Consider the following 21,689-nt stretch of genomic DNA (forward strand, 5'->3'; position numbering starts at 1 on the left):
TCCACTGCGTGAGTGCCAATTCTTGTAGATTCCGCGGAGTAACGCTATACCCAGCGAGTAAAACGCAAAATTAATGAATTGAAACCGGAGATTCCCGGGCACGACGATGAAGACGGAGCAGCAGATGCGGGTTGGCATTCCCACCGAGATCAAGAACAACGAGAACCGCGTTGCGATCACCCCAGCCGGAGTTCACGAGCTGGCCCGCCGCGGTCACGAGGTGTTCATCCAGGAAGGCGCCGGACTCGGCTCCAGCTTCAGCGACGACGAGTACCGCCTCGCCGGCGCGACGATTCTCGGATCGGCAGAAGAAGTCTGGGCAGCAGGCGACCTGCTGCTCAAGGTCAAAGAGCCGATCGCCTCTGAGTACAGCCTCATGCGCAAGGACCAGGTGCTCTTCACCTACCTGCACCTGGCCGCCTCCCGCCCCTGCACCGACGCGCTTCTCGCGGCCGGCACCACGGCGATCGCCTACGAAACCGTGCAGCTGGCCGACCGCAGCCTCCCGCTGCTGTCGCCGATGAGCGAGGTTGCCGGACGACTGTCAGTTCAGGTCGGCGCCTACCAGCTGATGAAGGCAGCCGGCGGAAAAGGCATCCTGCTCGGTGGCGTTCCCGGAACTCCGAAGGCCAAGGTCGTCGTCATCGGCGGCGGCGTCGCCGGCGAGCACGCCGCGGCAAACGCACTCGGCATGGGTGCCGATGTCACGATCATCGACCTCTCGATCCCGCGCCTGCGCCAGCTGGAGAACCGCTTCAACGGTGAGATCCAGACCAGGGCCTCTTCGCAGTACGAGATCGCCGAGCAGGTGCGCGACGCCGACCTCGTGATCGGTTCGGTGCTCATTCCCGGTGCGCAGGCGCCCAAGCTCGTCACCGACGCGATGGTGGCGTCGATGAAGCCGGGCAGCGTGCTCGTCGACATTGCGATCGACCAGGGCGGATGCTTCGAAGGCTCCCGTGCGACGACCCACGACGACCCGACCTTCGCCGTGCACGACAGCATCTACTACTGTGTCGCGAACATGCCGGGCGCCGTTCCGGCCACGTCGACGCGTGCGCTGACCAATGCGACCCTGCCCTACGTGGTCGCGCTGGCCGAGAAGGGCTGGCAGAAGGCGCTGGCCGACGACGCTGCTCTGGCGAAGGGGCTCAACACCCACGCCGGTCGCGTCACCAATGAGCACGTTGCAGCAGCACTCGATCTGCCGCTGCTGCCGCTCGCTGAGCTTGTCGCATAACGACTGACGCTCACACAGGAGATTCTGCGACACTCCGTCGCCGGCCGACCGTTGGCCTCGGGGTGTCGCAGAATCTCCTTCTTTGCGTTTCCGGTCCGATCGCCGGTCGGCCGATCAGCGAATGCGGGAGAGAACCGTCAGTGCGCGCCGCAGGTGTCGCCGACGATGAGCGATCCGGCGAGCACGTGGTGCTGCGCATCGCCCTGATCGAGCCAGGCGTCGAGCGTCTCGTAGGCGGTGACCGCCAGTTGCTGCAGCGGGAGCGCAACCGTCGTCATCCGGATGCTGCCGCGCAGCGTCTCCCGGATACCGTCGAACCCGACGACCGCGAGATCCTCCGGCACGCGCAGCCCGAGCACCGCTGCCGCGCGCATCGTCGCGAGGGCCTGTTCGTCGGTCGTCGCGAAGATAACGCGCGGGGCGTCGTCGCCATCGAGAATGTCCAGCACGGCTGATTCGGCGTCGAAACGATCGTAAGAAACGCGGCGTAGGCGCCCTTCGGTGGGCAGCCCCGCCTCGGTGAGAGCGCGCAGCCAGCCCAGTTCACGACGGCCGGCCGGCCCGACGTCGTTGGGCCCGGTCAGGCAGTGGATGTCTGTGTAGCCGTGTTCGATCAGGTGGTTGACCGCCGCGTAGGCCCCGCCGGCATCGTCAAAGAGTACGCGCGGCCCCTCGGAGCCGATGGGGGCGGAGTGCAGGTAGATGCGCGGGCAGTCGTCGGTATCGGCGCCGCCCTGGCCGACGCTCGTGACGAAGATTCCGCGGGCACGCAGGTCGGAGAACGCGTTCTCGTAGTCGATCTCGGTCTCGCGCTTGTAGGCGGTGTTGCCGAGCAGCGTGAGCAGCCCGCGGCGGCGGCCCTCGGCCTCCAGATGGCGGGAGAGTTCGCTGAAGAACGCGTTGGACGAGTCGGGCACGAGCAGACCGACGAGGTTGGAGCGCCCGGCGCTGAGCGCGCTGGCGAGCGGGTTGCGGCGGTAGCCGAGTGTAGCGATCGCGCTCTCGACTTTGGCCCGGGTCGTCGGCGATACCGTGCGTGGCCCGTCGTTGATGACGTAGCTGACCACCGCCGTTGAAATACCGGCCAGGCTGGCCACATCGGCCAGCGTCGGTCGTCGTGTCGGTGTGCTCACGCAGACCACTCTAGTCATCGCGAGCCCCCGAAAGCCGTCTTGACAATGGTGAATCTAAGCGCTTAGTATTTCGATCAGTTTCCCGAATCCTCCTGCTGTGCCGACGCGTTTGTGGCGCCTGGGAGTTTTTCTCACCGACGAGAAAGTCGAAAGATCGATGAACGAAGTAGCCGCGACGCTCAGTGAGTCGACGACGTCCCCCGTGGGAGACGCATCCGTCGGCCAAGCCAAGATCGAATGGGTACGCCGGCACTCGCCCGTGCTCAACGGATTCGTTCGCGAGACTCTCGCTGACGGAGCCCTGACCGGCGTGCGCATTGCCGTCGTCGTTCACCTCGAAGCCAAGACGGCGTTCCTCGCCACGGTGCTCGCCGACGCCGGAGCCGAGGTCATCGTGGCCGGCAGCAACCCGCGCACGACCAACGGCGACGTCGTCGAGGCACTGCGCGCACAGGGCCTGACCGTTGTCGCCGAGCCGGATGGCGACTACGACAGCTGGGAGCGCGAGCTTCTCGCCGCCGCCGACTACGCGCCCGATTACATCATCGATGACGGTGCAGAGCTGACGATGCGGATGGCGCAGTTCCGGCCCGAGCTGTACCAGCGTCTGCAGGGCGTCTCCGAAGAGACCACGACCGGCACCTCCCGCCTGCACGCTATGTCGGCGGCCGGCAAGCTGCCGTTCAAGACGCTCACCGCCAACGACGCGCGCTGCAAGCACCTCTTCGACAACAAGTTCGGCACCGGACAGACCACGCTCCAGGCGATGCTCAACCTGACCAACCGCCAGATCGCCGGCGCCCGCGTCGTCGTCGTCGGCTACGGCTACGTCGGCCGCGGCATCGCCCAGTACGCCCAGGCGATGGGCGCTCGCACCTTCGTGATGGAAACCGACCCGGTGCGCGCGCTCGAAGCGCACATGGACGGCCACACCATCGGCTCGGCCCGCGACGTGCTGCCAACCGCGACGATGGTCATCACCGCCACCGGCGGCATGCGCGCCATCGGCGAGGCCGACTTCCCCTACCTCCGCGACGACGTCGTGCTGGCCAACGCAGGTCACCATGACCTCGAGGTGGATGTCGACGCGCTCGCCGCCGCATCCAGCCTGACCACGGAGCCGCGCACGAACATCGTCACCTACCGACTCGGTGACCGCGACATCCACGTGCTGAGCGGCGGTGCCCTGGTCAACATCGCCGGCGGCAGCGGCCACCCGGTCGAGATCATGGACCTCACCTTTGCGGTGCAGGGCCTCGGCATTCACTACCTCGCCACCACCGACCTGGCCGACGGGGTGCACATCATTCCGAAGCACCTCGACGACGCGATTGCTGCGGCGAAGCTGGCCAGCCTCGGCGTGACCCTCGACGAGGTTCGCCCCGAGCAAGAAGACGACTCCGCTGACTGGCTCGAAGGGATTCCCAGCGCATGAACGCACTGCTGACCGAAACTGTCACCCCCTCTGCCGGAGCGGGGCGCATCGACTGGGCCCTGCGCGGCATGCCGGTGCTGAAGGCCATTGAGAAGCGCCTGACCGAGGCGGGCACGCTCGTCGGCCTCCGCGTCGGCGTGGCACTCGTCTTGGAGCCGAAGACCGCCAACCTGGCCCTGGCCCTGAACCGTGCCGGCGCCGATGTGAGTGTCTACTGCGTCGGTCGCAACACCGACGGCCGCGTCGCCTCTGCCCTGGCCGACGCCGGCCTGCAGGTCTTCGCCGAAGAGGGCGCCGGTGACGAGCGCGACCTGGAGCTCGCCCGCGACTTCCTGCGCACGAAGCCGGACATCCTGCTCGACGACGGCGCCGCGCTGATCCGTCTCGCACACCGCGAGTTCCCCGAACTCGTCGCCAGCATGCTCGGCGCCGCCGAAGAGACCACGAGCGGCGTGCGTCCGCTGCGCGCGATGAATGACGAGGGTGCCCTGCACATCCCAGTCATCGCCGTCAACGACGCCAAGACCAAGTACCTCTTCGACAACGTCTACGGCACCGGCCAGAGCTGCGTCATGGCCATGCTCGACATCACCAACCTGCAGTTGGCCGGTCGCAACGTCGTGGTCATCGGCTACGGCTGGGTCGGCACCGGGGTGGCCAAGCACGCCGCCGCGATGGGCGCCCGTGTGATCGTCACCGAGCTCGACCCGATCAAGGCTTTGCAGGCGCTCCACGACGGATACCGTGTGCTGAGCCTCGCCGACGCCGCGCCCCAGGCCGAAGTCATCTTCGCGGCCACCGGCATTGCCGGTGTCGTCACCGCCCTGCACCTGGCCGGCCTGCCGAGCGGCGCCATCCTCTGCACCGCCGGTGGCGGAGCGTTCGAACTGCCGATGGAATACCTCGACGCGCTCGGCACCGGCCGGATCGTGCGCGAGGCAGTGACCGAGTACACGCTCCCGTCGGGCAAGACGGTTCAGGTCATCAGCGAGGGCGACTGCCTCAACTGTGCCGACGCCGAGGGCAACCCCATCGAAGTGATGGACCTGTCACTGTCACTCCAGGCGCTGGCCGCCGAACAGATCGCCACCGAAGCCACGAGCATGAAGTCGGGCGTCTACCCGATCTCTGTCGACGCCGAAAACGCCGTCGCTGTGATCAGACTGCACCACGAGGGCGCCACCCTCGAACCAATGACCGATGAGCTCACCGCTGCCATGCGCAGCTGGTAACGAGAGGACACAGCACACATGTTCGGTTCGAAACTTCGAAAGCGTGGCGTTGCAGCAGCCGCTGCGATCGCGCTGTCCGGCCTGCTCCTGACCGCATGTTCCAGCGGTTCGGCAGCGCCCAAAGAACTCACCCCCGGCACTGTTCCCGACGCCAAGACCACGCTCACGGTGTGGTCGTTCCTGCCCGGCAACTACGACAAGGGCGTTGAAGCCTACGACGCCATCGCCGAGGGCTTCAACAAGAAGTACCCGCAGGTCACGGTCAAGGTCGTCGACATGCCGTACCCGACCTACTTCGACCAGGTGCGCAACGCCACCGTCGCCCAGAAGGGCCCCGACGTCATCACGATGTACGGCGGCGCGCAGGCGATGAGCTACAAGAACGGCTTGTTCCCGCTGCAGAACGCCATGGAACCCGACGTTAAAGAGAACCTGAAGTTCGTCGCCGACAACTTCTCCAAAGACGGCAACCTCTACATCCTGCCGACCGGAACCTACGGCTACGCGATGATGGTCGACCAGGCGAAGTTCGCTGAAGCCGGCGTCGACCCTGTTGCCGGAATGAAGGACTGGGACAGCCTGCTCGACACCTGCAAGACCCTGAGCGCGAAGGGCATCCAGCCGATCGCATCCGGTTGGAAGGACGGCTTCCTGTTCGAGACGTTCATGTACATGATCTCGAGCCAGATGATGGACACCGAAACGCTGAACGAGTGGATCGCCGGCAAAATCCCGCTGGACGACCCCATGTTCGCCGACGCGACGAGCTACATCACCGGTATGAACGACGCCGGCTGCTTCGGCGATGATGCGGCGCTCGGCCGCAACATGTACGACGACGCGTTCAACCAGTACTACGCCGGCGAAGCCGCGATGATGGTGACCGGCTCGCTGAACACCGCGCAGCAGGCCTACGACACGATCCCCACCACCACGGTGATGGCGCTGCCGCAGGTCCCGTCGTCGCAGCACGAAGCCCTGATCGACGCCGGTGCTGAAGCCGGCTGGTCGGTGACCAAGTGGACCAAGAGCCCCGAAGCATCCGTCGCCTTCGTCAACTACATGGCGGGCCCGGAAGCTCAGAAGATCCTCTGGGACAAGGCCGGCGTGCCGCCGAACCTGAAGAACGTGCAGGTTGAGCCGACGAGCCCGATGCAGCAGGCATTCTTCCCGCTGCTCGCGAACCCGGAGAACCACACCGGCTTCGCCGCCTTCCCGCTGCCCGTTCTGGCCACCTTCGAACGCAATGCAGCGCCCCTGATGGGCGGCACCATGACCGAGGAGAAGTTCCTCGAGCAGGCGCAGGCTGCCTTCGTCAAGGCCAAGTAACCGCCGCGACATCGATAGCAACTGACAGCAACAGGAACAGCCATGACACCTGCCCCACTCTCTGGAGGCACGCCCCGGCGGCCGCGGCGGTCGAGCACTTCGCTCGACCGCTCGCGGGTCATGGGCAGCGGACTCTTCCTGCTGCTGCCGGTCGTCATCCTCGAGGTCGCACTCTTCTTCGTGCCGCTCGTCTACATCTTCTTTCGGTCGACGTATGACTGGCAGCCCGGCGGAGAGTCGACCTTCATCGGGATCGACAACTACACGGCACTCTTCGCCGACCCCGAGTTCTGGGAAGTCGTCGGCAACCAGCTGTTCTACCTGCTCGGCCTGCCGCTCTGGGTGATCTCCCCGCTGATCGTGGCGTACCTCCTGCGGGAGAACGTGGCCAAGGCCGGCCTCTTCCGGTCGATCTACTTTCTGCCCGCGGTCATGTCGCCGGCGATCGTCGGCCTCGTCTTCCGTTCCTTGCTCTCCGGAGACGGCCCGGTCAACTCCTTCCTGAACAACATCGGCCTCGGCGAATTCGCGCTGCCGTGGCTGACGGATGCGGCGCTGGTCAAGCCCGTGATCATCGTCCTGGTGCTCTGGGCCGGGTTCGGCACCGGTGTGCTCATCTTCTCGTCGGCGTTCGCCGCGGTGCCGCAGAGCCAATTCGAGGCCGCGCGCCTCGACGGTGCCGGGTTCTGGCGTGAGTTCTGGTACATCGCGATTCCGAACATCCGCTCGACCATCGTGCTCTGGACGATGTTTCAGGTCATCTCGATCTTCTTGTTCATGTTCGCCTGGATCTACGTGCTCACCGGCGGCGGCCCCGGCCTCGCCAGCACGACGATGGACTACGCGATCTACCAGAACTTCATGCGCTTCGGCTATTTCGGAACTGCCGCCGCGCAATCGGTGGTGCTCGTCGTGATGATTCTGGTGGTCGCGAGCTTGACCGTCGTGATCCCCGCGCTGGTGAAGTTCGTCACTGGTCGGCTGCACCCCGGCGCCGCGGCCGGCGTCGGAGCGACGGCCATCGTCAGCGAGACGGACATCGCCGTGACGCCGCAGCCGGTGCTCGTGGCAGATCGCACGGCCGAGCTCGCAGATATCGCGGCAGGAGACGCCTCATGACGACAATTGCCACCGAACGCAAGGTGAAGACCGGCATCGCGGTGCTCATCGCGATTCCGTTCATCATTCCGTTCTTGTTTCTCGTCTCGACCACGGTGCGGAGCCCCGCCGACTACGCCGCCAACCCCGGCGGCTTGCCCCGCTCGTTCACCCTCGACAACCTCGTGAATGCCTGGAACGACGCCAATCTCGGGATGGCTCTGCTCGCGACGCTGTTCGTCTCGGTCATCGCCTGCCTGGTCTGCGCGTCGACCGCGCTGGCCGGTGCCTACTGGTTCCGGATCCATGAGGGGCGCTACATCGGAATGATGCGGGCCGTCTTGGTCGCCGGCTACGCGATCCCGATGATCGCCTGGTTGATCCCGGTCTTCGTGATCCTGGCGAACGGCAATATGACGGGCAACCTGCTGGTCGCCGGAATCGTCAACGGCGTGTCAAGCCTGCCGTTCGCGCTCTACCTGGTGCACACCTTCTACAAGCAGGTGCTCACCGCCGAAATTCTCGAAGCCGTGACCCTCGACGGGGCCGGAACCCTCAAGGCGTTCTGGCACGTCGCGATTCCGATGTCGCTGCCCGCCCTCGCATCCGTTGTCGCACTGGTTTTCGTCTGGAGCTTCGGCGACCTGCTCATCTCAGCAACGCTGCTGCAGTCCGATCCCGCCGTTTACACGGTGACCCTTGCCGCTACTTCGCTCTCCACGCGAGAAGAAGTCAATTTGCAGGGGCAGGCCGCGGCGGCCCTCGTCGCGCTCCTGCCGACAATCATTGTGTTCCTTTTCGCCCAGAAGTCTCTGGCGAAGGGTTTCGGAGGCGGAAGTGAAAAGTAAGGTTTTTGCGGCGGATTGGGTACTTCCCATTTCGGCGCAGCCGATTCGAAACGGCGTTGTCGTCGTCAGCAACGATCGGGTGCTGTGGCTCGGTGCGGCAGTGGATCTGCCGGCTGAATTTGCCGACAGCCCCACTGAGACACGTTCCGGCGTGCTCATGCCCGGGCTGGTCAACGCGCACACGCACCTGCAGTACACGCACTTCGATGAGGTCGGTCGCGGCAGTTACACCAGCTTCGAAGACTGGTCGGATGCCTTCGGGCTGGTCTACGACGAGGTCACCGACCCGTCGGACTGGCGTACCGCCGCGCTCGACGGAGCCCGCCAGGGCATCGCGACGGGCACCACGGTGTTCGCCGAAATCGTCACCAACGATGAGGCACGTGGCTCGCTCGACGCGTGCCAGGTCACCGGAATCGAATACCTCGAAGCGATCGGCGAGTTCGGGAACTCTTGGCGCGACGGCGGACGCGACACCTTCCTTGCGCGGTTGGAACAGACATCCGCTGTTCCGTTCGGGGTGTCGCCGCACGCTCCCTACAGCCTCGATGGCGCCGTGATCTCCGACCTGATGCAGATCGCGGCGGAGCGCAACCTGCGGGTGCACTCGCACGTCGGTGAGTCGGCCGTCGAAGCCGACCTGTACCGTTCCGGCGTCAACACCGTTCTGACCGCCTACGGCGACCTGCGCGACGAGTTCGAACTGGTGCGCAAGGGCGGCGTCGGCCACACCACTGCCGAGTACGCCGACTCGATCGGGCTGCTCGTTCCGACCACGCACCTCGCCCACGCCATCTATCTCGACCGCGCCGAGCGGGATCTGCTGCGTGCGCGCGGCACCCAGGTTGCCCTCTGCCCGCGCTCGAACAAAGTCATCGGTCTCGACGCCCCACCGGTCGCGGCGTACCTGGCCGAGGGCCACGAGATCGCCGTCGGCACCGACTCGCTCGCGTCGTCGCCGTCAATGGATCTGATGGCGGATGTCGCGCTGCTGGCCGTCTTGGCGCGCGAGCAGGGCTACACCGACGACGACCTCTACGAGCGCTTGGTGCGGGCGGTCACCCTCGGCGGCGCGCTGGCGATGGGGGTGGCTGACAGCCTGGGCTACGGTTCGCTGACCGTTGGCGGGCCGGCCGATCTCGCCGTGTTCGAGGTTCATGTGCAGGGCGACGACGTAGAACGGGCGGTCGTGGAGCAGGCCGCAGGACGCTGCACGCTCACCGTCTCGGCCGGACGAATCGTTCACGACTCGTCGTTGGCCCCGGCTGTGTTGAAGTCGACTGACGCGAAGCTTGCAGCCCATTCGTTAGCATGAGGGTGTGAACACCGCCTTCGACTACCTCGGAAACCTCGCTGAGCTTTTCAGCTGGATCGGGCTGGGCCTCGGAGTGGTGTTCTTGGTGTTGTGGCTCATTGTGCGCTCGGTCAGCGGTCGGTGGATCGAGACCGATGCGGAGGTCGTCACCGACTCCGGCGCCGTCTGCCTGCGCTGGATGTCGCGCGACGGCTTGCACGAGCGGCGGCTCAGTGCGGCCGACCACGACCAGCTTCATCAGGCCGACCGCGTGCGGCTGTTCTACAGTCAGCACGCGCCCGATCGCATCCGTTTTGACCGGATCGGGCACGGCGAGAACACCCTGCGGCTGCTGACCGGGCTGCTGCTGGGACTGGGCGCGGTGGCGTTCGTCGCCTCGATGGTGCTGCTGATCGTCGAGGCCTAGCCGGCCTCTGTCGGTCTCTGCCGGCCTCGCTCAGATCGGGAGGTTGGTGGAGGAGTTTCGTGCTTTCTGCACGCCCTTCTTGAGCATGATCATCGGCAGGAAGAAGGTGGCCAGAGCGGTCACCAGCCAGACGATGAGGGTCGCGAGAATCCAGGTCTGCCAGCCGGAGATGTGCAGCCCGCCGGTGAACAGGGTGGCGAGCAGCAGCGCGACAAATGTCGACAGCAGGCCGACGCCGCCGAGGAATGCGGGGGCATTCCGGGCGGTCACCTTCATGATGAACGGCGAGAGCACGTTCTGGGCCAGGGCGAACACGACGATCGTGATGATGAATCCGCTGACCGAGAGCACCACGTCCGGCAGCAGCCAGCTCGCGACCAGAAGGCCGAGCGTGGCGGAGAGCAGAAAGATCAGGGTTCGAAGCAGAAGGCGCACCATGTGCCGATGTTAACGTATGGCCAGTGGGCGGGCGGGGACCCGGGCGGGGAGTCGTTTCGACCGTTGCCTCCCGAGTGACGATTCGTTAAACTTGGTTTTTGCCGTGTCGCCCAGCTCCAGGGGGAGCACGTCGCTGACATGCACCCCGGCATCCGAATCGCGCACAACACAGGCGAGCCGGCGATCACTCATCGATAAGCACCTCTGGCAGGAGCTCACTCATGACAATCATCGAGGCGACAGGCCTCACCAAGACCTACCGCTCGAAGAGCGGCCCCGTTCATGCTCTGGCGGGACTCGACCTTTCGGTGCCGCGCGGCACGGTGAAGGCATTGCTCGGCCCGAACGGGGCCGGCAAGACGACAGTCGTCAAAGTGCTGACCACTTTGATCAGGCCGGATGCCGGCACCGCGTTCGTCGACGGAATCGACGTCGCGCAGAACCCGAAAGCCGTGCGCCGCATCATCGGAGTCTCCGGCCAATACGCGGCGGTCGATGAAAACCTGACCGGCCTCGAGAACCTGGAGATGGTCGGCCGGCTCTACCACCTGCGCTGGGCGGTGGCCAAGCGCCGAGCCCACGAACTCATCGACCTCTTCGATCTGACCGCCGCCGGAAACCGACCCGTCAAGGGCTTCTCCGGCGGGATGCGTCGCCGCATCGACCTCGCCGGCGCGCTTGTGATCAATCCCAAGGTGTTGTTTCTCGACGAACCGACGACCGGACTCGACCCGCGCAGCCGCCTCGCCATGTGGGACGTCATCACGAAACTCGTCGCCGGGGGCACCAGCGTGCTGCTGACCACTCAATACCTCGAAGAGGCAGACCAGCTGGCCGACAGCATCTCGGTGATCGACGACGGCGTCGTCATCGCCGAGGGCACCTCCGACCAGCTCAAGGCTCAGATCGGCGGGCACCGGGTGGTCGTGGCTCTCGTTGACGCCGCCGACGGTGAGGCAGCGCGCGAGATCCTCGCGCGCTACGGCTCCGGCGAGGCGGTGCTATCCGCCGACGGCCGCGGGGTCGAGGTGGCCGTGAACGATGGGCCCGGTGCCCTGCAAAGCGTGCTCGGTGACCTCGGTGAGGCGGGCATCCTGTTGCACGACGCCGGGATGCGCAGACCGACGCTCGACGACGTGTTCCTGAAACTGACCGGGCACGCCGCGGAGCAGGAGGCAGAGTCGCCCGACGACGCCCCGGATGCAGACGGCACCACCAAGAAGGGGCGGAAAGCTCAGAGAGACGCGCGCGACACGAAGCTGGAGTCGGTGCGATGAGCGGGGCAACGACGAGCGCGACGACGCAGTTGCCCACGCCGACGCAGCTGGACAATCCGAACACGAACCCACTCGCGCTCTGGTATTCCGACGGCTGGACGGTCACCAAGCGCAACCTGATCAAGATCAAGCGCTCGCCCGACATGATCGTCTTCGCGGTCATCCAGCCGATCATGTTCGTGCTGCTGTTCAGCCAGGTCTACGGCGGCGCCATTCAGGTGCAGGGCACCGACTACACCCAGTTTCTGATGGCCGGCATCTTCGCGCAGACCGTCGTCTTCGGTTCGACCTTCTCGGGCAGCGCGATGGCCCAAGACCTGAAATCGGGAATCATCGACCGATTTCGCAGTCTGCCGATGAGCTCCTCGTCGGTGCTGATCGGCCGCACGAACAGCGACCTCGCTTTGAACACCATTTCGATGGCAATCATGATGCTGACCGGTGTCGTCGTCGGCTGGCGGGTGAACTCGTCATTCCTCGACTTTCTCGCCGGAGTCGCCCTGCTGCTGCTGTTCAGCTACGCGTTCAGCTGGGTGATGGCGTTGCTCGGCATGAGTGTGCGCAGCCCGGAGGTCATCAACAATGCCTCGTTCCTCATCCTCTTCCCGCTGACGTTCATCTCCAACGCCTTCGTGCCCCTGGAGACGCTGCCGGAACCGCTCCGCACCTTCGCCGAACTGAACCCGGTGTCGTCACTGGTGCAAGCGGCCCGCGAGCTGTTCGGCAACACGGGCTCGGCACCGGTTCCGGATGTCTGGACGCTGCAGCACGCGACGCTCACCGTGCTGATCGGCGTGGTGGTCATGCTCGTCGTGTTCGTGCCGCTCTGCATCAGAAAGTTCGCTTCGATCAGCTCCCGCTGAGCCTGCGCTCGATCAACGAAAGAGCTAGCTGCGGCGCTTCTTCTTGGGAGCGCCCGAGGTGCGGATGCGCCCGCTGATCACTCCGGGCTTCTTCTTGGCCTGGGCCGGCTTCTTGCGCGCCGCCTCTTCGCGAGCGATCTTGGCCGCGGCTTTCGCCTTCGCCGTCGCCTTTTCCTTCTTCACCGGTTCGCCGCGCACGACGACCGTCGCGCTGCGGGAGCTGGCGGCGCTCCGGCCGCGCACGATCCCAATGAACTCTTCAACGTTCTCGGTCTTCGCGTCGACAGGCCACGCGAGCGCGATCTGCGTCTCGGCGACGCCGTCGACGGCCCGGGAGACGACATCCTTACGGCTGTGCAGGCGGGCGAGGGAGTGGGGGAGGATGGCGATTCCCACGCCGGCGGCGATCTGTTCCATCACCTCGTCGAGGTCGCGCATGATCGGCAGCGCGCGGCGACTGCCGTCGCTCACCTCGGTGGCAATGTCGCGCCATTCGGGCACCGTGTCGGGGTCCTGAAGCAGGTGATCGTCGGCCAGGAGGTCGAGCGACACCGTGCCGTTCTCGGCGATGGCGGCGATTGCGTGATCCTTCGCCGCGACGACGACGGCGATTTCGGAGTACAGCGTGATGGCGCCGAGACCCTCACGGTCGATCGGCAGACGCACCAGGCTGACGTCGGCGCGACCGTCGTGGAGCACCTCGATCTGCTCGCCCGGATCGGTGCGAAAGACCTCAAGGTCGCGGTCGGGAAAACGTTCGGCCCAGATGCGCGTCCACTTGGTGGGCGTGACGCCGGCGACGAAGGCGATTGAAAAGGTCACCGGCATCCTCTCTTCTTGGTGCGGTTCTGTGTGCGAGGCAGGCATTCAACCAGTTTCGCGGTGCTCCCAGGCTATACGCTTGGACTATGACGTCCGAAAAGAAGCCCCAGACCATGAAGTCCGCCACGGCGGCACAGAAACTCGGGATTCTGCTCGAGGCCGCGCCCGCCACGTTCCAGACCGCTGAAATCACCCGCACCGAGCTGGCCGAGTTCACCGCGAACCCGCCCGCGTGGTTGACCACGCTGCGTGCGGATGGCCCCCACCCGCGTCAGGTCGTCGCTGCGAAGCTCGGCGTGTCGATCTCGGGTCTCGCCCGCGCCGGCGTCGACGCGCCGCTGACCACGGTTGAGATCAAAGAACTGCTGCAGGCTCCGCCCGCATGGCTCATCACCGAGCGTGCGACCCAGGCCGAGGTGCGTGCCGAGCAGATCCGCGTGAAAGACGCGAAGATCGAGAAGGCCGCCAAGAAAGAGCGCGCCGACCGCGGAGCCGCTCAGCGCGCTGCGCACCGGAGCGCGTAGCCTTCACCGCTTTCCTGTCGCCGAGTTTGAGACTTGCGGTCGAGTTTGCCTGGTAGAACAGGGCAACTCGACCGCAACGCTCAAGCTCGGTGCAGTGCGTTAACGGCGCGCGTACTGCTCGCGCAGAAACGCCGAGACATCGGCGAGCTCGGCCTGCGAGATCGAGTGCGGCATGCCTTCGTAAATGCGCTCGACCGTCGTGGTGTGGTCGGCGAGCCAGAGCGCGGTGCGGTCGACCGCATCGGCCGGAATGACCGGGTCGATCGTGCCGCGGCCCCAAAACACCGGCGGGCGTACGGTGCGCAGCTCGGCATCGCCAGCTGACCCGCCGTCGGCCACGAATCCGGAGAGCTGCACGGCGAACGCGAACCGCTCGGGAGCGTGACGCAGCAGCTGCAGCGTCATTGCGCCGCCCTGAGAGAAGCCGAGCAGGCCCACGGATGTCGGCTGTTCCGGCAACGCGTCGAGCCAGGCGAGCACGGCCACCGTCGCCGCATCGACGGCCGAGGGATCGGGCCGGCCAGGCTGATTCGAGATCGGAAACCACGCCGCACCATCGCCGACCGGCAGCGGCGCACGGAGAGACGCGATCACCGGCTGCAGCGGCAGGTACGGCGAGAGCGAGAAGAGGTCGCCCTCATGCGAGCCGTAGCCGTGCAGGACGATGAGCAGCGGGCGTCCGACCCGATCTGCCGCGCTTGCAGACCAGAGCACGGCATCCGCGTCGATGCTCAGGATGTTGTCACTGTCGGGCATCTCACACCTCACGTTGGGGGAGTCGAAGCGAAGAACCCCGACAGCCTCAATCCTTTCATTCTCTGCCTCCCGTCAGCGCCGGCCGGCGAATTCGCGGCGCGCAGACGAGCGCGCGAACTCAGTTGCCAGCCTGCGGGTGCAGAATAAGCAGATGAGCGTGCGCACCCCCGACCCCGACTGGACCCCGGGCCCCGACGACAGTCCGCTGCCGTCGACGAATCCCGGCTGGCTGAGCGACATCGAGCTGGCCGAGGTGCGCGGGCGGCTGCCGCTGCTGTATGTGGAGGCTGTGCCGGTGCGGGTCGATGGACTCGGCCAGGTCGTCGAAGTCGGTGTGCTCCTGCGCGCGACGCCGACCGGCGAGATGACCAGGATGCTGGTGTCCGGCCGGGTGATGTACGGCGAGACGCTGCGCGAAGCCCTGTTTCGGCACCTCGAGAAAGATCTCGGGCCGATGGCGTTCCCCCAGCTTCCGGCCAGCCCGCTGCCGTTCACGGTGGCCGAATACTTTCCCATGCCCGGTGTCTCGGCATTCACCGACGAACGCCAGCATGCGGTGTCGCTCGCCTTCGTGGTACCGGTCACCGGCACCTGTGAACCGCGGCAGGATGCCCTCGAGCTGACCTGGATGACTCCGCAGGAAGCGGCAACCGATGCGGTGTCCGCTGAGATGGAAGGTGGCCGCGGCGCACTGCTGCGTACCGCACTGGCCACGCTCGGCTGCTTGCGCTGATCCGCCGGCGCCCGGTCGTGAGCCCGGTCGTGAGCATGGTTCGCCAGGCACACGACAACGGCGCCCGGCTCAGAGCCGGGCGCCGTTTCAGGAGGGGTACTTGTCGAAAAGTGGGTTAGGCGACGAGTGCCCGCACCGCGGCGGTCCCGTTCGACTCGGTCTTCGACTGCAGGTCGAACACGCGCACCGCGTGGCCTTCGGTGAAGCGCGGCCAGCCCGGGTCGCCGCTCTCGACGAACGACACGGCGTCGCCGTGGATTTCGTCGGCGAGTGACTGGGGCGGGTTGTCGCCGGCAATGACGGCAACGCGGTCAAGGCTCAGGCAGTCGAAGAAGAACGGCACGTCGAGGCAGTGCCCGGCGAAGCCGCTCACCGGGGAGCGCCAGGCGAAGCGGTAGAGCCAGGTCGGGGCAGTCCCACGCGCGTCGGCGACGTTCATCGCGGCCACGAGGAACATTTTGTCGGTGACGTACCGACCGAGCACAGCGGCCGTGCCCTTCACATCGCGGTTCGCGGCGCGGTAGGCCGAGCGTGCGCGTCCGCGCAGGCCAAGCTTGCCGAGCAGGAAGTTCGCGGGGATCCACTTGAGCTTGTCTTTGGCCTCGGCGAAGATCATCGAGAACTCGTCGTCGGTGGTGCCGAGCACGAGGGGCTTGTCTCCGCCCACGCCGCTGCGGATCGCCTCAATGGTCGACACCGGGATGAGCTCTCCGTCGATGACCGGTCCGAGCTTGAGGCCGTCGTTGATCATCCCGTTGAGCATGTCCATGGGGTTGCCGCCGGCGAGGCCGCCCTCCATGCCCGTCACCTTGTTCTGCACCTTCATGAGGCGCTCCTCAGAGAGAGTGCTGAGCCCAGCGCGCGTGGGTGCGACACCGGCTTCGGCGGCCAGGCTGCGCCCGAGCTGCTCGGCCGCTTCGAGGGTGAGCGCGCCGAGCGCGCCGGAGATCGAGTACGCGCTGTGGAACAGAGGCTGTGCCGCCGGCATCCCGAGCAGGGTGAACACGGCGCCGCCGCCGGCCGACTGGCCGACGATGGTGACCCGCGACGGGTCGCCGCCGAAGTTCGCGATGTTGTCGCGCACCCACTCGAGGGCCAGCAGCCAGTCGCGCACGCCACGGTTGTGCGGGGCGTCTTCGATCCAGCCGAAGCCGTCAAAGCCGAGGCGATAGGAGACGGACACCGTGACGACACCGTCACGGTTGAAGGAGGCGCCGTCGTACCACGGGCTGGCGGGGGATCCGGAGAAGTAGCCGCCGCCGTGGATGTAGACGAGAACGGGAAGACCGCCGGTGCCGCCAGGCGCCGGGGTGAAGACGTTGACGTTGAGCGTTGATTCGCCCTCGACGGACGGCTCGGGGATCAGAGTGATTTCGCCGTTGCCGCGCTGCGGAGTGGCCCCGTGCTCCAGCGCATCTCGGATTCCCTCCCACGGCTTGTGCGGCACCGGTGCAGCGAAGCGCAGTTCGCCGATCGGCGGTTCTGCAAACGGAATTCCCAGGAAGGCGGCGGATTCTCCCCGCCAGAATCCGCGCACGCGGCCGGCGGTGGTCTGTGCTTCGATGAAGTCTGTCATGCCCTAATCCTTGTCGATGGTGAGGCTGTGGCCGGGAGAAAAGCGGCGAACTCCAGGATCGGATGTGTGGCATCCTGGCTCATCGAAATGATGGCATGCACGTGCGCCTCCTCCCTGAGGGTTCCAAAACCGTACCTCATTCTGTTTTCGACTGCAAGAGGCTTGCGTCTGGCTAAGCTTGCTCCATGAAAGCTCGAGGTTCGTATGCGAAGGGTGTCGCCAAACGCGACGAGATACTGCAGACCGCTCTGGATGTGATCGCCCAGAACGGATACCGCAAGACATCCATTCGGGATCTCGCCGCCGCGGTCGGTCTCTCGCAGACCGGACTGCTCCACTATTTCGGCACCAAAGAAGAGCTGTTCGCCGCGGTACTCCGCAAGCGCGACGAGATCGACGGCGGTGGCTTCCTGGTGATCGACGACGCCAACGAGGTGAGCTTTCCGGATCGCGATGAGTCCGACTTGGGTGACGTCATCGAGGTCATTTCCCGGGTCGTCAAGCACAATGCCGAAGTGCCGGGACTGGTTCAGCTCTATGCACAGTTCTCCACCGAGGCCGCAGAATCGGGGCACCCGGCGCAGGCCTATTTCCAGAAGCGCTACGAGGCTTTCCGGAGCGCCGTCGCGGGGGCGATCCGGGCGAAGCAGGAAGCCAAGGAGCTGCCGGCCTCGCTCGACGCCGATCTCAGCGCGACCCTACTGGCGGCGGCGATCGACGGCCTGCAGACCCAGTGGATGCTGGACGATTCGATCGACATGGTCGCCAACGTTCAATACCTCTGGGAGCGTCTCACCGCGGCGTAGTCGGAAGCAGAGCGTCGCTTGATTTCGAAAACCGAGCGTCGCTTGATTTTGAAAACCGAGCGTTGTACTGTGTTCGGAGCCGCTCATCGGTGAGCGCTCCGAGAGGAACCCATGACAACGACGTCCCTAGACGCAACACAGACCACCGACGGTCTGGAAGAACCGCAGCCACTGGTCAAGGGCACCATCCGGCGCTTGCTCGGCTGGATCATCCCGACCAACATCAGCATCTTCATCATCTGGGGCGCCGTCCCCGGCATCCTGCTGCCCCTGCAGGTCGCGGGGATCGACCCGGCGAACAAGATCGCGAACATCGCTGTCATCATGACGGTCAGCGCCTTCGCCGCGATGCTCGCCCAGCCGATCGCTGGTCTCCTCTCCGACCGCACGCGCTCCCGCTTCGGCCGTCGCGCGCAGTGGATGGTCGGTGGAGTGCTCATCGGCGGCCTGGCACTCGTCGGCATGGCCATGGCCAACACCCTCGTGCAGATCACTATCGCCTGGGTGATCGTGCAGGTCGCTTACAACTTCACGCAGGGACCGCTCAGCGCTATCCTGCCCGACCGTGTGCCGCGCGCCGCACGCGGTACCTTCTCGGCAATGGCCGGTCTGGGCTCGATGCTCGGCGCCCTCGGCGGTCAGATCGTCGGCTCCATTTTCTTCTCCAAGAACATTCCCACCGGTTACATGTTCTTCGCCGGCCTCGCGCTCGTCGTGATCACCCTGTTCGTCGTCTTCAACCCCGACCACTCCAGTGTCGAGAACGAGCGCGAGCCCTTCTCGCTCAAGGTCTTCCTCGGAACCTTCTGGGTGAGTCCCACGAAGCACCCCGACTTCTTCTGGGCCTTCACCGGTCGACTGCTGCTCTACACGGGTTACTTCGCCGTCACCGGATTCCAGCTCTACATCCTCTCGGACTACATCGGCATGGGCCTGGAAGGCGCCGCTGCCGCCATCCCGATCTTCGGGCTGGCCAGCCTCGCCGGAATCATCATTTCGACCCTCGTCTCCGGACCGCTCTCCGACAAGCTCGGACGCCGCAAAATCTTCGTGTTCATCTCGTCGGTCGTCGTCGGCCTCGCCCTGCTCATCCCGGTCTTCATGCCCACGTTCGAGGGCTGGCTGATCTTCTCGATCGTTTCCGGTCTCGGATTCGGTTGCTTCTCCGCCGTCGACCAGGCGCTGATGAGCGAGGTGCTCCCGTCGAAGGACTCCTTCGCCAAGGACCTCGGCGTCGTGAACATCGCGGCGACCCTCCCGCAGACACTCGCTCCGGGCCTCGCCGGTGCGGTCGTCCTCACCTTCGGCTACGTCGGTCTGTTCCCGATCGGCATCATCCTCTCGATCCTCGGCGCTTTCGCCGTCTGGTTCATCAAGGCCGTGAAGTAGCAATTACCCCTCCCGTCTTACGATCCGGCGTATCGTCGGCCCACAAGACCCTCCTGCACACCCCACCCGCGGCATCCACCAAAGGAGCATCATGAGCAACACCCAAACCGACCCCATCCTCGACGGTCTGTCCCTCGAACAGAAGGCGAGCCTGACCAGCGGCGCCGACTTCTGGACGACCAAGGCCGTTTCCGGCGTTCCGTCGATCATGCTGACGGATGGCCCGCACGGTGTGCGCAAGCAGGAAGAAGGATCTGACCACCTCGGCCTCTCCGGCAGCATCCCGACGACCTGCTTCCCGCCCGCCGTCGGCCTCGGCTCGACCTTCGACGTCGAACTGCTCGAACGCGTCGGCGTCGCACTCGGCGAAGAGGCTCGTGCGGAGAGCGTCGGCGTGCTGCTCGGCCCGGGCATCAACATCAAGCGCTCACCGCTCTGCGGTCGCAACTTCGAGTACATCTCCGAGGACCCGCTCGTCTCCGGTGTGCTCGGTTCGGCACTCGTGCGCGGCCTGCAGTCGCAGGGCGTCGGAGCGTCGCTCAAGCACTTCGCGGCAAACAACCAGGAGGCCGACCGCATGCGCGTCTCGGCCGACATCGACGAGCGCCCGCTGCGCGAGATCTACCTGCGCGGCTTCCAGCGCGTCGTTGAGCAGGAGCAGCCGTGGACGGTCATGTGCTCCTACAACAAGATCAACGGCGTCTACGCCTCGCAGGACTCGTGGCTGCTCAACACTGTGCTGCGCGACGACTGGGGCTTCGACGGCCTCGTCGTCTCCGACTGGGGCGCCGTCTCCGACCGCGTTGCAGCCTTGGCCGCAGGTCTCGACCTGGAGATGCCGTCGACCAACGGGCGCACCGACGCCGAGATCGTCGCAGCGGTACGTGCCGGTGAGCTCGACGAGTCAGTGGTCGACACGGCCGCCGGCCGGGTCGCCGAGCTGGTGCGCAAGGCTGTCGCCGGTGCGAGCGACACTCCCTACGACCGCGACGCCCACCACGGGATCGCCCGCGAGGCGGCTGCGGCCAGCATCGTGCTGTTGAAGAACGACGACGCTGTACTCCCGCTCGCCACCGACGCGTCGGTCGTCGTGATCGGTGAGCTCGGGCAGAACGCTCGCTACCAGGGTGCCGGCAGCTCGCAGGTCAACCCCACCCGTCTCGACAACGCACTCGATTCGATCCGTGAACTGACCGGCGCCGAGGTTCCCTTCGCCGCGGGTTACACCACCGACGGCACCGACTCGGTCGAACTCGCGCAGGAAGCCGTGGCCCTGGCCGCGACGGCAGGCACCGTGCTGCTCTTCCTCGGCGTTCCCGCCGATCAGGAGTCAGAGGGCTTCGACCGCACCGACATCGAACTGCCGGCGACGCAGCTTACGCTGCTCGATGCCGTGGTCGCGGCCAACCCGCGCACGGTCGTCGTGCTGTCCAACGGTGGCGTCGTGCGCCTGTCCGGCTTCGCTGACCGCGTGCCCGCGATCGTCGAGGGCTGGCTGCTCGGCCAGGCCGGCGGAAGCGCCGTTGCCCAGATGCTCTACGGTGTGACCAACCCATCGGGTCGCCTCACCGAGACCATCCCGGTGCGTCTGCAGGACAGCCCCGCCTTCCTCGACTTCGGAGGAGAGAACGGCCACGCGCGCTACAGTGAGGGCCTGTTCGTCGGCTACCGCTGGTATGACGCCCGCGACATCGCGGTCTCGTACGCCTTCGGTCACGGCCTGTCGTACACGACGTTCGCGTACTCGGATGCGACGGCCACCGTCGACGCCGATGGCGTCACGGTCCGCGTCACAGTCACCAATACGGGTGCTCGCGATGGCGCCGAGGTCGTACAGGTTTACTCGTCGCTCGCCGCGTCGTCGGTTGTGCGGGCGCCGCGTTCGCTGGCCGGCTTCAGCAAGGTATTCCTGGTCGCCGGCGAGAGCCGCGAGGTTCAGGTAACGGTGCGTCGCGAGGATCTCGCCTACTGGGAGACGCGCATCGGCGGTTGGGTCGTTGAGGGCGGCGAGTACCTCTTCGAGGTCGGCGCCTCCAGCCGCGACTTCCGAGCCACCGCGCAGGTCGCCATCGAGGGTGACCTGGTGCTCAGCCCATTGAACGCCGAGTCCACGATGGGCGAGATTCTCGCAAACCCCATCGCCGGACCGATCGTCATGCAGACACTGGCCGGAGCCAGCGGTGAGGGCGCGGGCCTGATGGCCGACCCGTCGGTCTTCAAGATGATGGCGTCCATCCCGATCGCGCGCCTCGCGATGTTCCCCGGTGTCGACATCGATATGGAACAGCTCGACCAGCTCTTCGCTGCGGCCAACGCGGCGCAGGGCTAGCTGTACTGCCCAGGGACGTTGGTTGACTCGGTGTGACGACTCGCTGTAGTCATTGACGAACGGGTGAGGGTCTCCGGTTCACAGTGGTGTTGCTTAGACATTCACTAAAACCAGGAGACCCTCATGTCCCACGCTAATGC

At 65.8% G+C, this 21,689-nt stretch carries 20 protein-coding genes; 15 read left to right on the forward strand and 5 right to left on the reverse strand.

The features are described 5' to 3' along the window. Window positions 1–124: 124 nt before the first annotated feature. Complete coding sequence (gene ald / locus AB4Y63_RS15835) at window positions 125–1,240, forward strand: alanine dehydrogenase (protein ID WP_441792020.1); 1,116 nt, start codon at window positions 125–127, stop codon at window positions 1,238–1,240. A gap of 137 nt (window positions 1,241–1,377) precedes the next feature. Here ald and AB4Y63_RS15840 read toward each other — a convergent pair whose 3' ends face one another. After that, window positions 1,378–2,373, reverse strand: coding sequence for a LacI family DNA-binding transcriptional regulator (locus AB4Y63_RS15840; protein ID WP_441792021.1), 996 nt, complete (start codon window positions 2,371–2,373; stop codon window positions 1,378–1,380). A 157-nt stretch (window positions 2,374–2,530) separates the two neighbouring features. Here AB4Y63_RS15840 and AB4Y63_RS15845 point away from each other — a divergent pair, with 157 nt between their 5' ends. From AB4Y63_RS15845 to AB4Y63_RS15875, 7 genes are read left to right on the forward strand one after another with little or no spacing between them, the layout of a single operon-like run. Continuing rightward, complete coding sequence (locus tag AB4Y63_RS15845; protein ID WP_441792022.1) at window positions 2,531–3,808, forward strand: adenosylhomocysteinase; 1,278 nt, start codon at window positions 2,531–2,533, stop codon at window positions 3,806–3,808. Continuing rightward, the gene (locus AB4Y63_RS15850; RefSeq protein WP_441792023.1) at window positions 3,805–5,040 is read left to right on the forward strand and encodes an adenosylhomocysteinase; all 1,236 of its coding nucleotides are present in this window, start codon (window positions 3,805–3,807) and stop codon (window positions 5,038–5,040) included. The genes AB4Y63_RS15845 and AB4Y63_RS15850 overlap by 4 nt, the downstream gene beginning before the upstream one ends. An 18-nt stretch (window positions 5,041–5,058) precedes the next feature. Continuing rightward, complete coding sequence (locus AB4Y63_RS15855) at window positions 5,059–6,369, forward strand: ABC transporter substrate-binding protein (RefSeq protein WP_441792024.1); 1,311 nt, start codon at window positions 5,059–5,061, stop codon at window positions 6,367–6,369. A gap of 42 nt (window positions 6,370–6,411) precedes the next feature. After that, complete coding sequence (locus tag AB4Y63_RS15860) at window positions 6,412–7,488, forward strand: carbohydrate ABC transporter permease (protein WP_441792025.1); 1,077 nt, start codon at window positions 6,412–6,414, stop codon at window positions 7,486–7,488. Beyond that, window positions 7,485–8,315 carry a carbohydrate ABC transporter permease gene (locus AB4Y63_RS15865; RefSeq protein ID WP_441792026.1) on the forward strand — a complete coding sequence of 277 codons (831 nt, stop codon included), beginning with the start codon at window positions 7,485–7,487 and terminating at the stop codon, window positions 8,313–8,315. The genes AB4Y63_RS15860 and AB4Y63_RS15865 overlap by 4 nt, the downstream gene beginning before the upstream one ends. After that, complete coding sequence (locus AB4Y63_RS15870; RefSeq protein ID WP_441792027.1) at window positions 8,305–9,630, forward strand: amidohydrolase family protein; 1,326 nt, start codon at window positions 8,305–8,307, stop codon at window positions 9,628–9,630. Before AB4Y63_RS15865 ends, AB4Y63_RS15870 begins: the two co-directional genes overlap by 11 nt. Before the next feature lie 4 nt (window positions 9,631–9,634). Next, entirely contained in the window at window positions 9,635–10,036 is a 402-nt protein-coding gene (locus tag AB4Y63_RS15875) for a hypothetical protein (protein ID WP_441792028.1), read from the forward strand. 30 nt (window positions 10,037–10,066) lie between these two features. Here the strand turns inward: AB4Y63_RS15875 and AB4Y63_RS15880 are convergent, their stop codons facing one another. After that, window positions 10,067–10,474, reverse strand: a complete 408-nt coding sequence (locus AB4Y63_RS15880; protein WP_441792029.1) for a hypothetical protein — start codon at window positions 10,472–10,474, stop codon at window positions 10,067–10,069. A 221-nt stretch (window positions 10,475–10,695) separates the two neighbouring features. On the opposite strand from AB4Y63_RS15880, the gene AB4Y63_RS15885 reads away from it, so the two are divergent. After that, on the forward strand, window positions 10,696–11,751 hold the full coding sequence (locus AB4Y63_RS15885) for an ATP-binding cassette domain-containing protein (RefSeq protein ID WP_441792030.1): 1,056 nt from the start codon (window positions 10,696–10,698) through the stop codon (window positions 11,749–11,751). Further along, the gene (locus AB4Y63_RS15890; RefSeq protein WP_441792031.1) at window positions 11,748–12,614 is read left to right on the forward strand and encodes an ABC transporter permease; all 867 of its coding nucleotides are present in this window, start codon (window positions 11,748–11,750) and stop codon (window positions 12,612–12,614) included. The genes AB4Y63_RS15885 and AB4Y63_RS15890 overlap by 4 nt, the downstream gene beginning before the upstream one ends. Before the next feature lie 24 nt (window positions 12,615–12,638). Here AB4Y63_RS15890 and AB4Y63_RS15895 read toward each other — a convergent pair whose 3' ends face one another. Then, entirely contained in the window at window positions 12,639–13,436 is a 798-nt protein-coding gene (locus AB4Y63_RS15895; protein ID WP_441792032.1) for a LysR substrate-binding domain-containing protein, read from the reverse strand. 86 nt (window positions 13,437–13,522) lie between these two features. On the opposite strand from AB4Y63_RS15895, the gene AB4Y63_RS15900 reads away from it, so the two are divergent. Beyond that, a complete protein-coding gene (locus AB4Y63_RS15900) occupies window positions 13,523–13,960 on the forward strand; it encodes a DUF5997 family protein (protein ID WP_441792033.1) in 438 nt (145 codons plus the stop codon). 99 nt (window positions 13,961–14,059) lie between these two features. Here AB4Y63_RS15900 and AB4Y63_RS15905 read toward each other — a convergent pair whose 3' ends face one another. Continuing rightward, complete coding sequence (locus AB4Y63_RS15905; RefSeq protein WP_441792034.1) at window positions 14,060–14,716, reverse strand: alpha/beta hydrolase; 657 nt, start codon at window positions 14,714–14,716, stop codon at window positions 14,060–14,062. 151 nt (window positions 14,717–14,867) lie between these two features. Here AB4Y63_RS15905 and AB4Y63_RS15910 point away from each other — a divergent pair, with 151 nt between their 5' ends. Further along, the gene (locus tag AB4Y63_RS15910) at window positions 14,868–15,449 is read left to right on the forward strand and encodes an NUDIX hydrolase family protein (RefSeq protein ID WP_441792035.1); all 582 of its coding nucleotides are present in this window, start codon (window positions 14,868–14,870) and stop codon (window positions 15,447–15,449) included. A gap of 115 nt (window positions 15,450–15,564) precedes the next feature. On the opposite strand, the gene AB4Y63_RS15915 is transcribed toward AB4Y63_RS15910, so the two are convergent. After that, window positions 15,565–17,025, reverse strand: coding sequence for a carboxylesterase/lipase family protein (locus tag AB4Y63_RS15915; protein WP_441792036.1), 1,461 nt, complete (start codon window positions 17,023–17,025; stop codon window positions 15,565–15,567). A gap of 185 nt (window positions 17,026–17,210) precedes the next feature. On the opposite strand from AB4Y63_RS15915, the gene AB4Y63_RS15920 reads away from it, so the two are divergent. The 3 genes from AB4Y63_RS15920 to AB4Y63_RS15930 all read left to right on the forward strand — a co-directional run bounded on the left by AB4Y63_RS15920 (window position 17,211) and on the right by AB4Y63_RS15930 (window position 21,549). Continuing rightward, a complete protein-coding gene (locus tag AB4Y63_RS15920; protein ID WP_441792037.1) occupies window positions 17,211–17,831 on the forward strand; it encodes a TetR/AcrR family transcriptional regulator in 621 nt (206 codons plus the stop codon). A gap of 111 nt (window positions 17,832–17,942) precedes the next feature. Next, window positions 17,943–19,220 carry an MFS transporter gene (locus tag AB4Y63_RS15925; RefSeq protein ID WP_441792038.1) on the forward strand — a complete coding sequence of 426 codons (1,278 nt, stop codon included), beginning with the start codon at window positions 17,943–17,945 and terminating at the stop codon, window positions 19,218–19,220. 91 nt (window positions 19,221–19,311) lie between these two features. Then, window positions 19,312–21,549: a glycoside hydrolase family 3 C-terminal domain-containing protein gene (locus tag AB4Y63_RS15930; RefSeq protein ID WP_441792039.1), complete on the forward strand. Its 2,238-nt coding sequence runs from the start codon at window positions 19,312–19,314 to the stop codon at window positions 21,547–21,549. Window positions 21,550–21,689 lie beyond the last annotated feature (140 nt).

This window comes from Leifsonia sp. YAF41 (assembly GCF_052113185.1).
In the GTDB taxonomy this organism is placed as follows: domain Bacteria; phylum Actinomycetota; class Actinomycetes; order Actinomycetales; family Microbacteriaceae; genus Cryobacterium.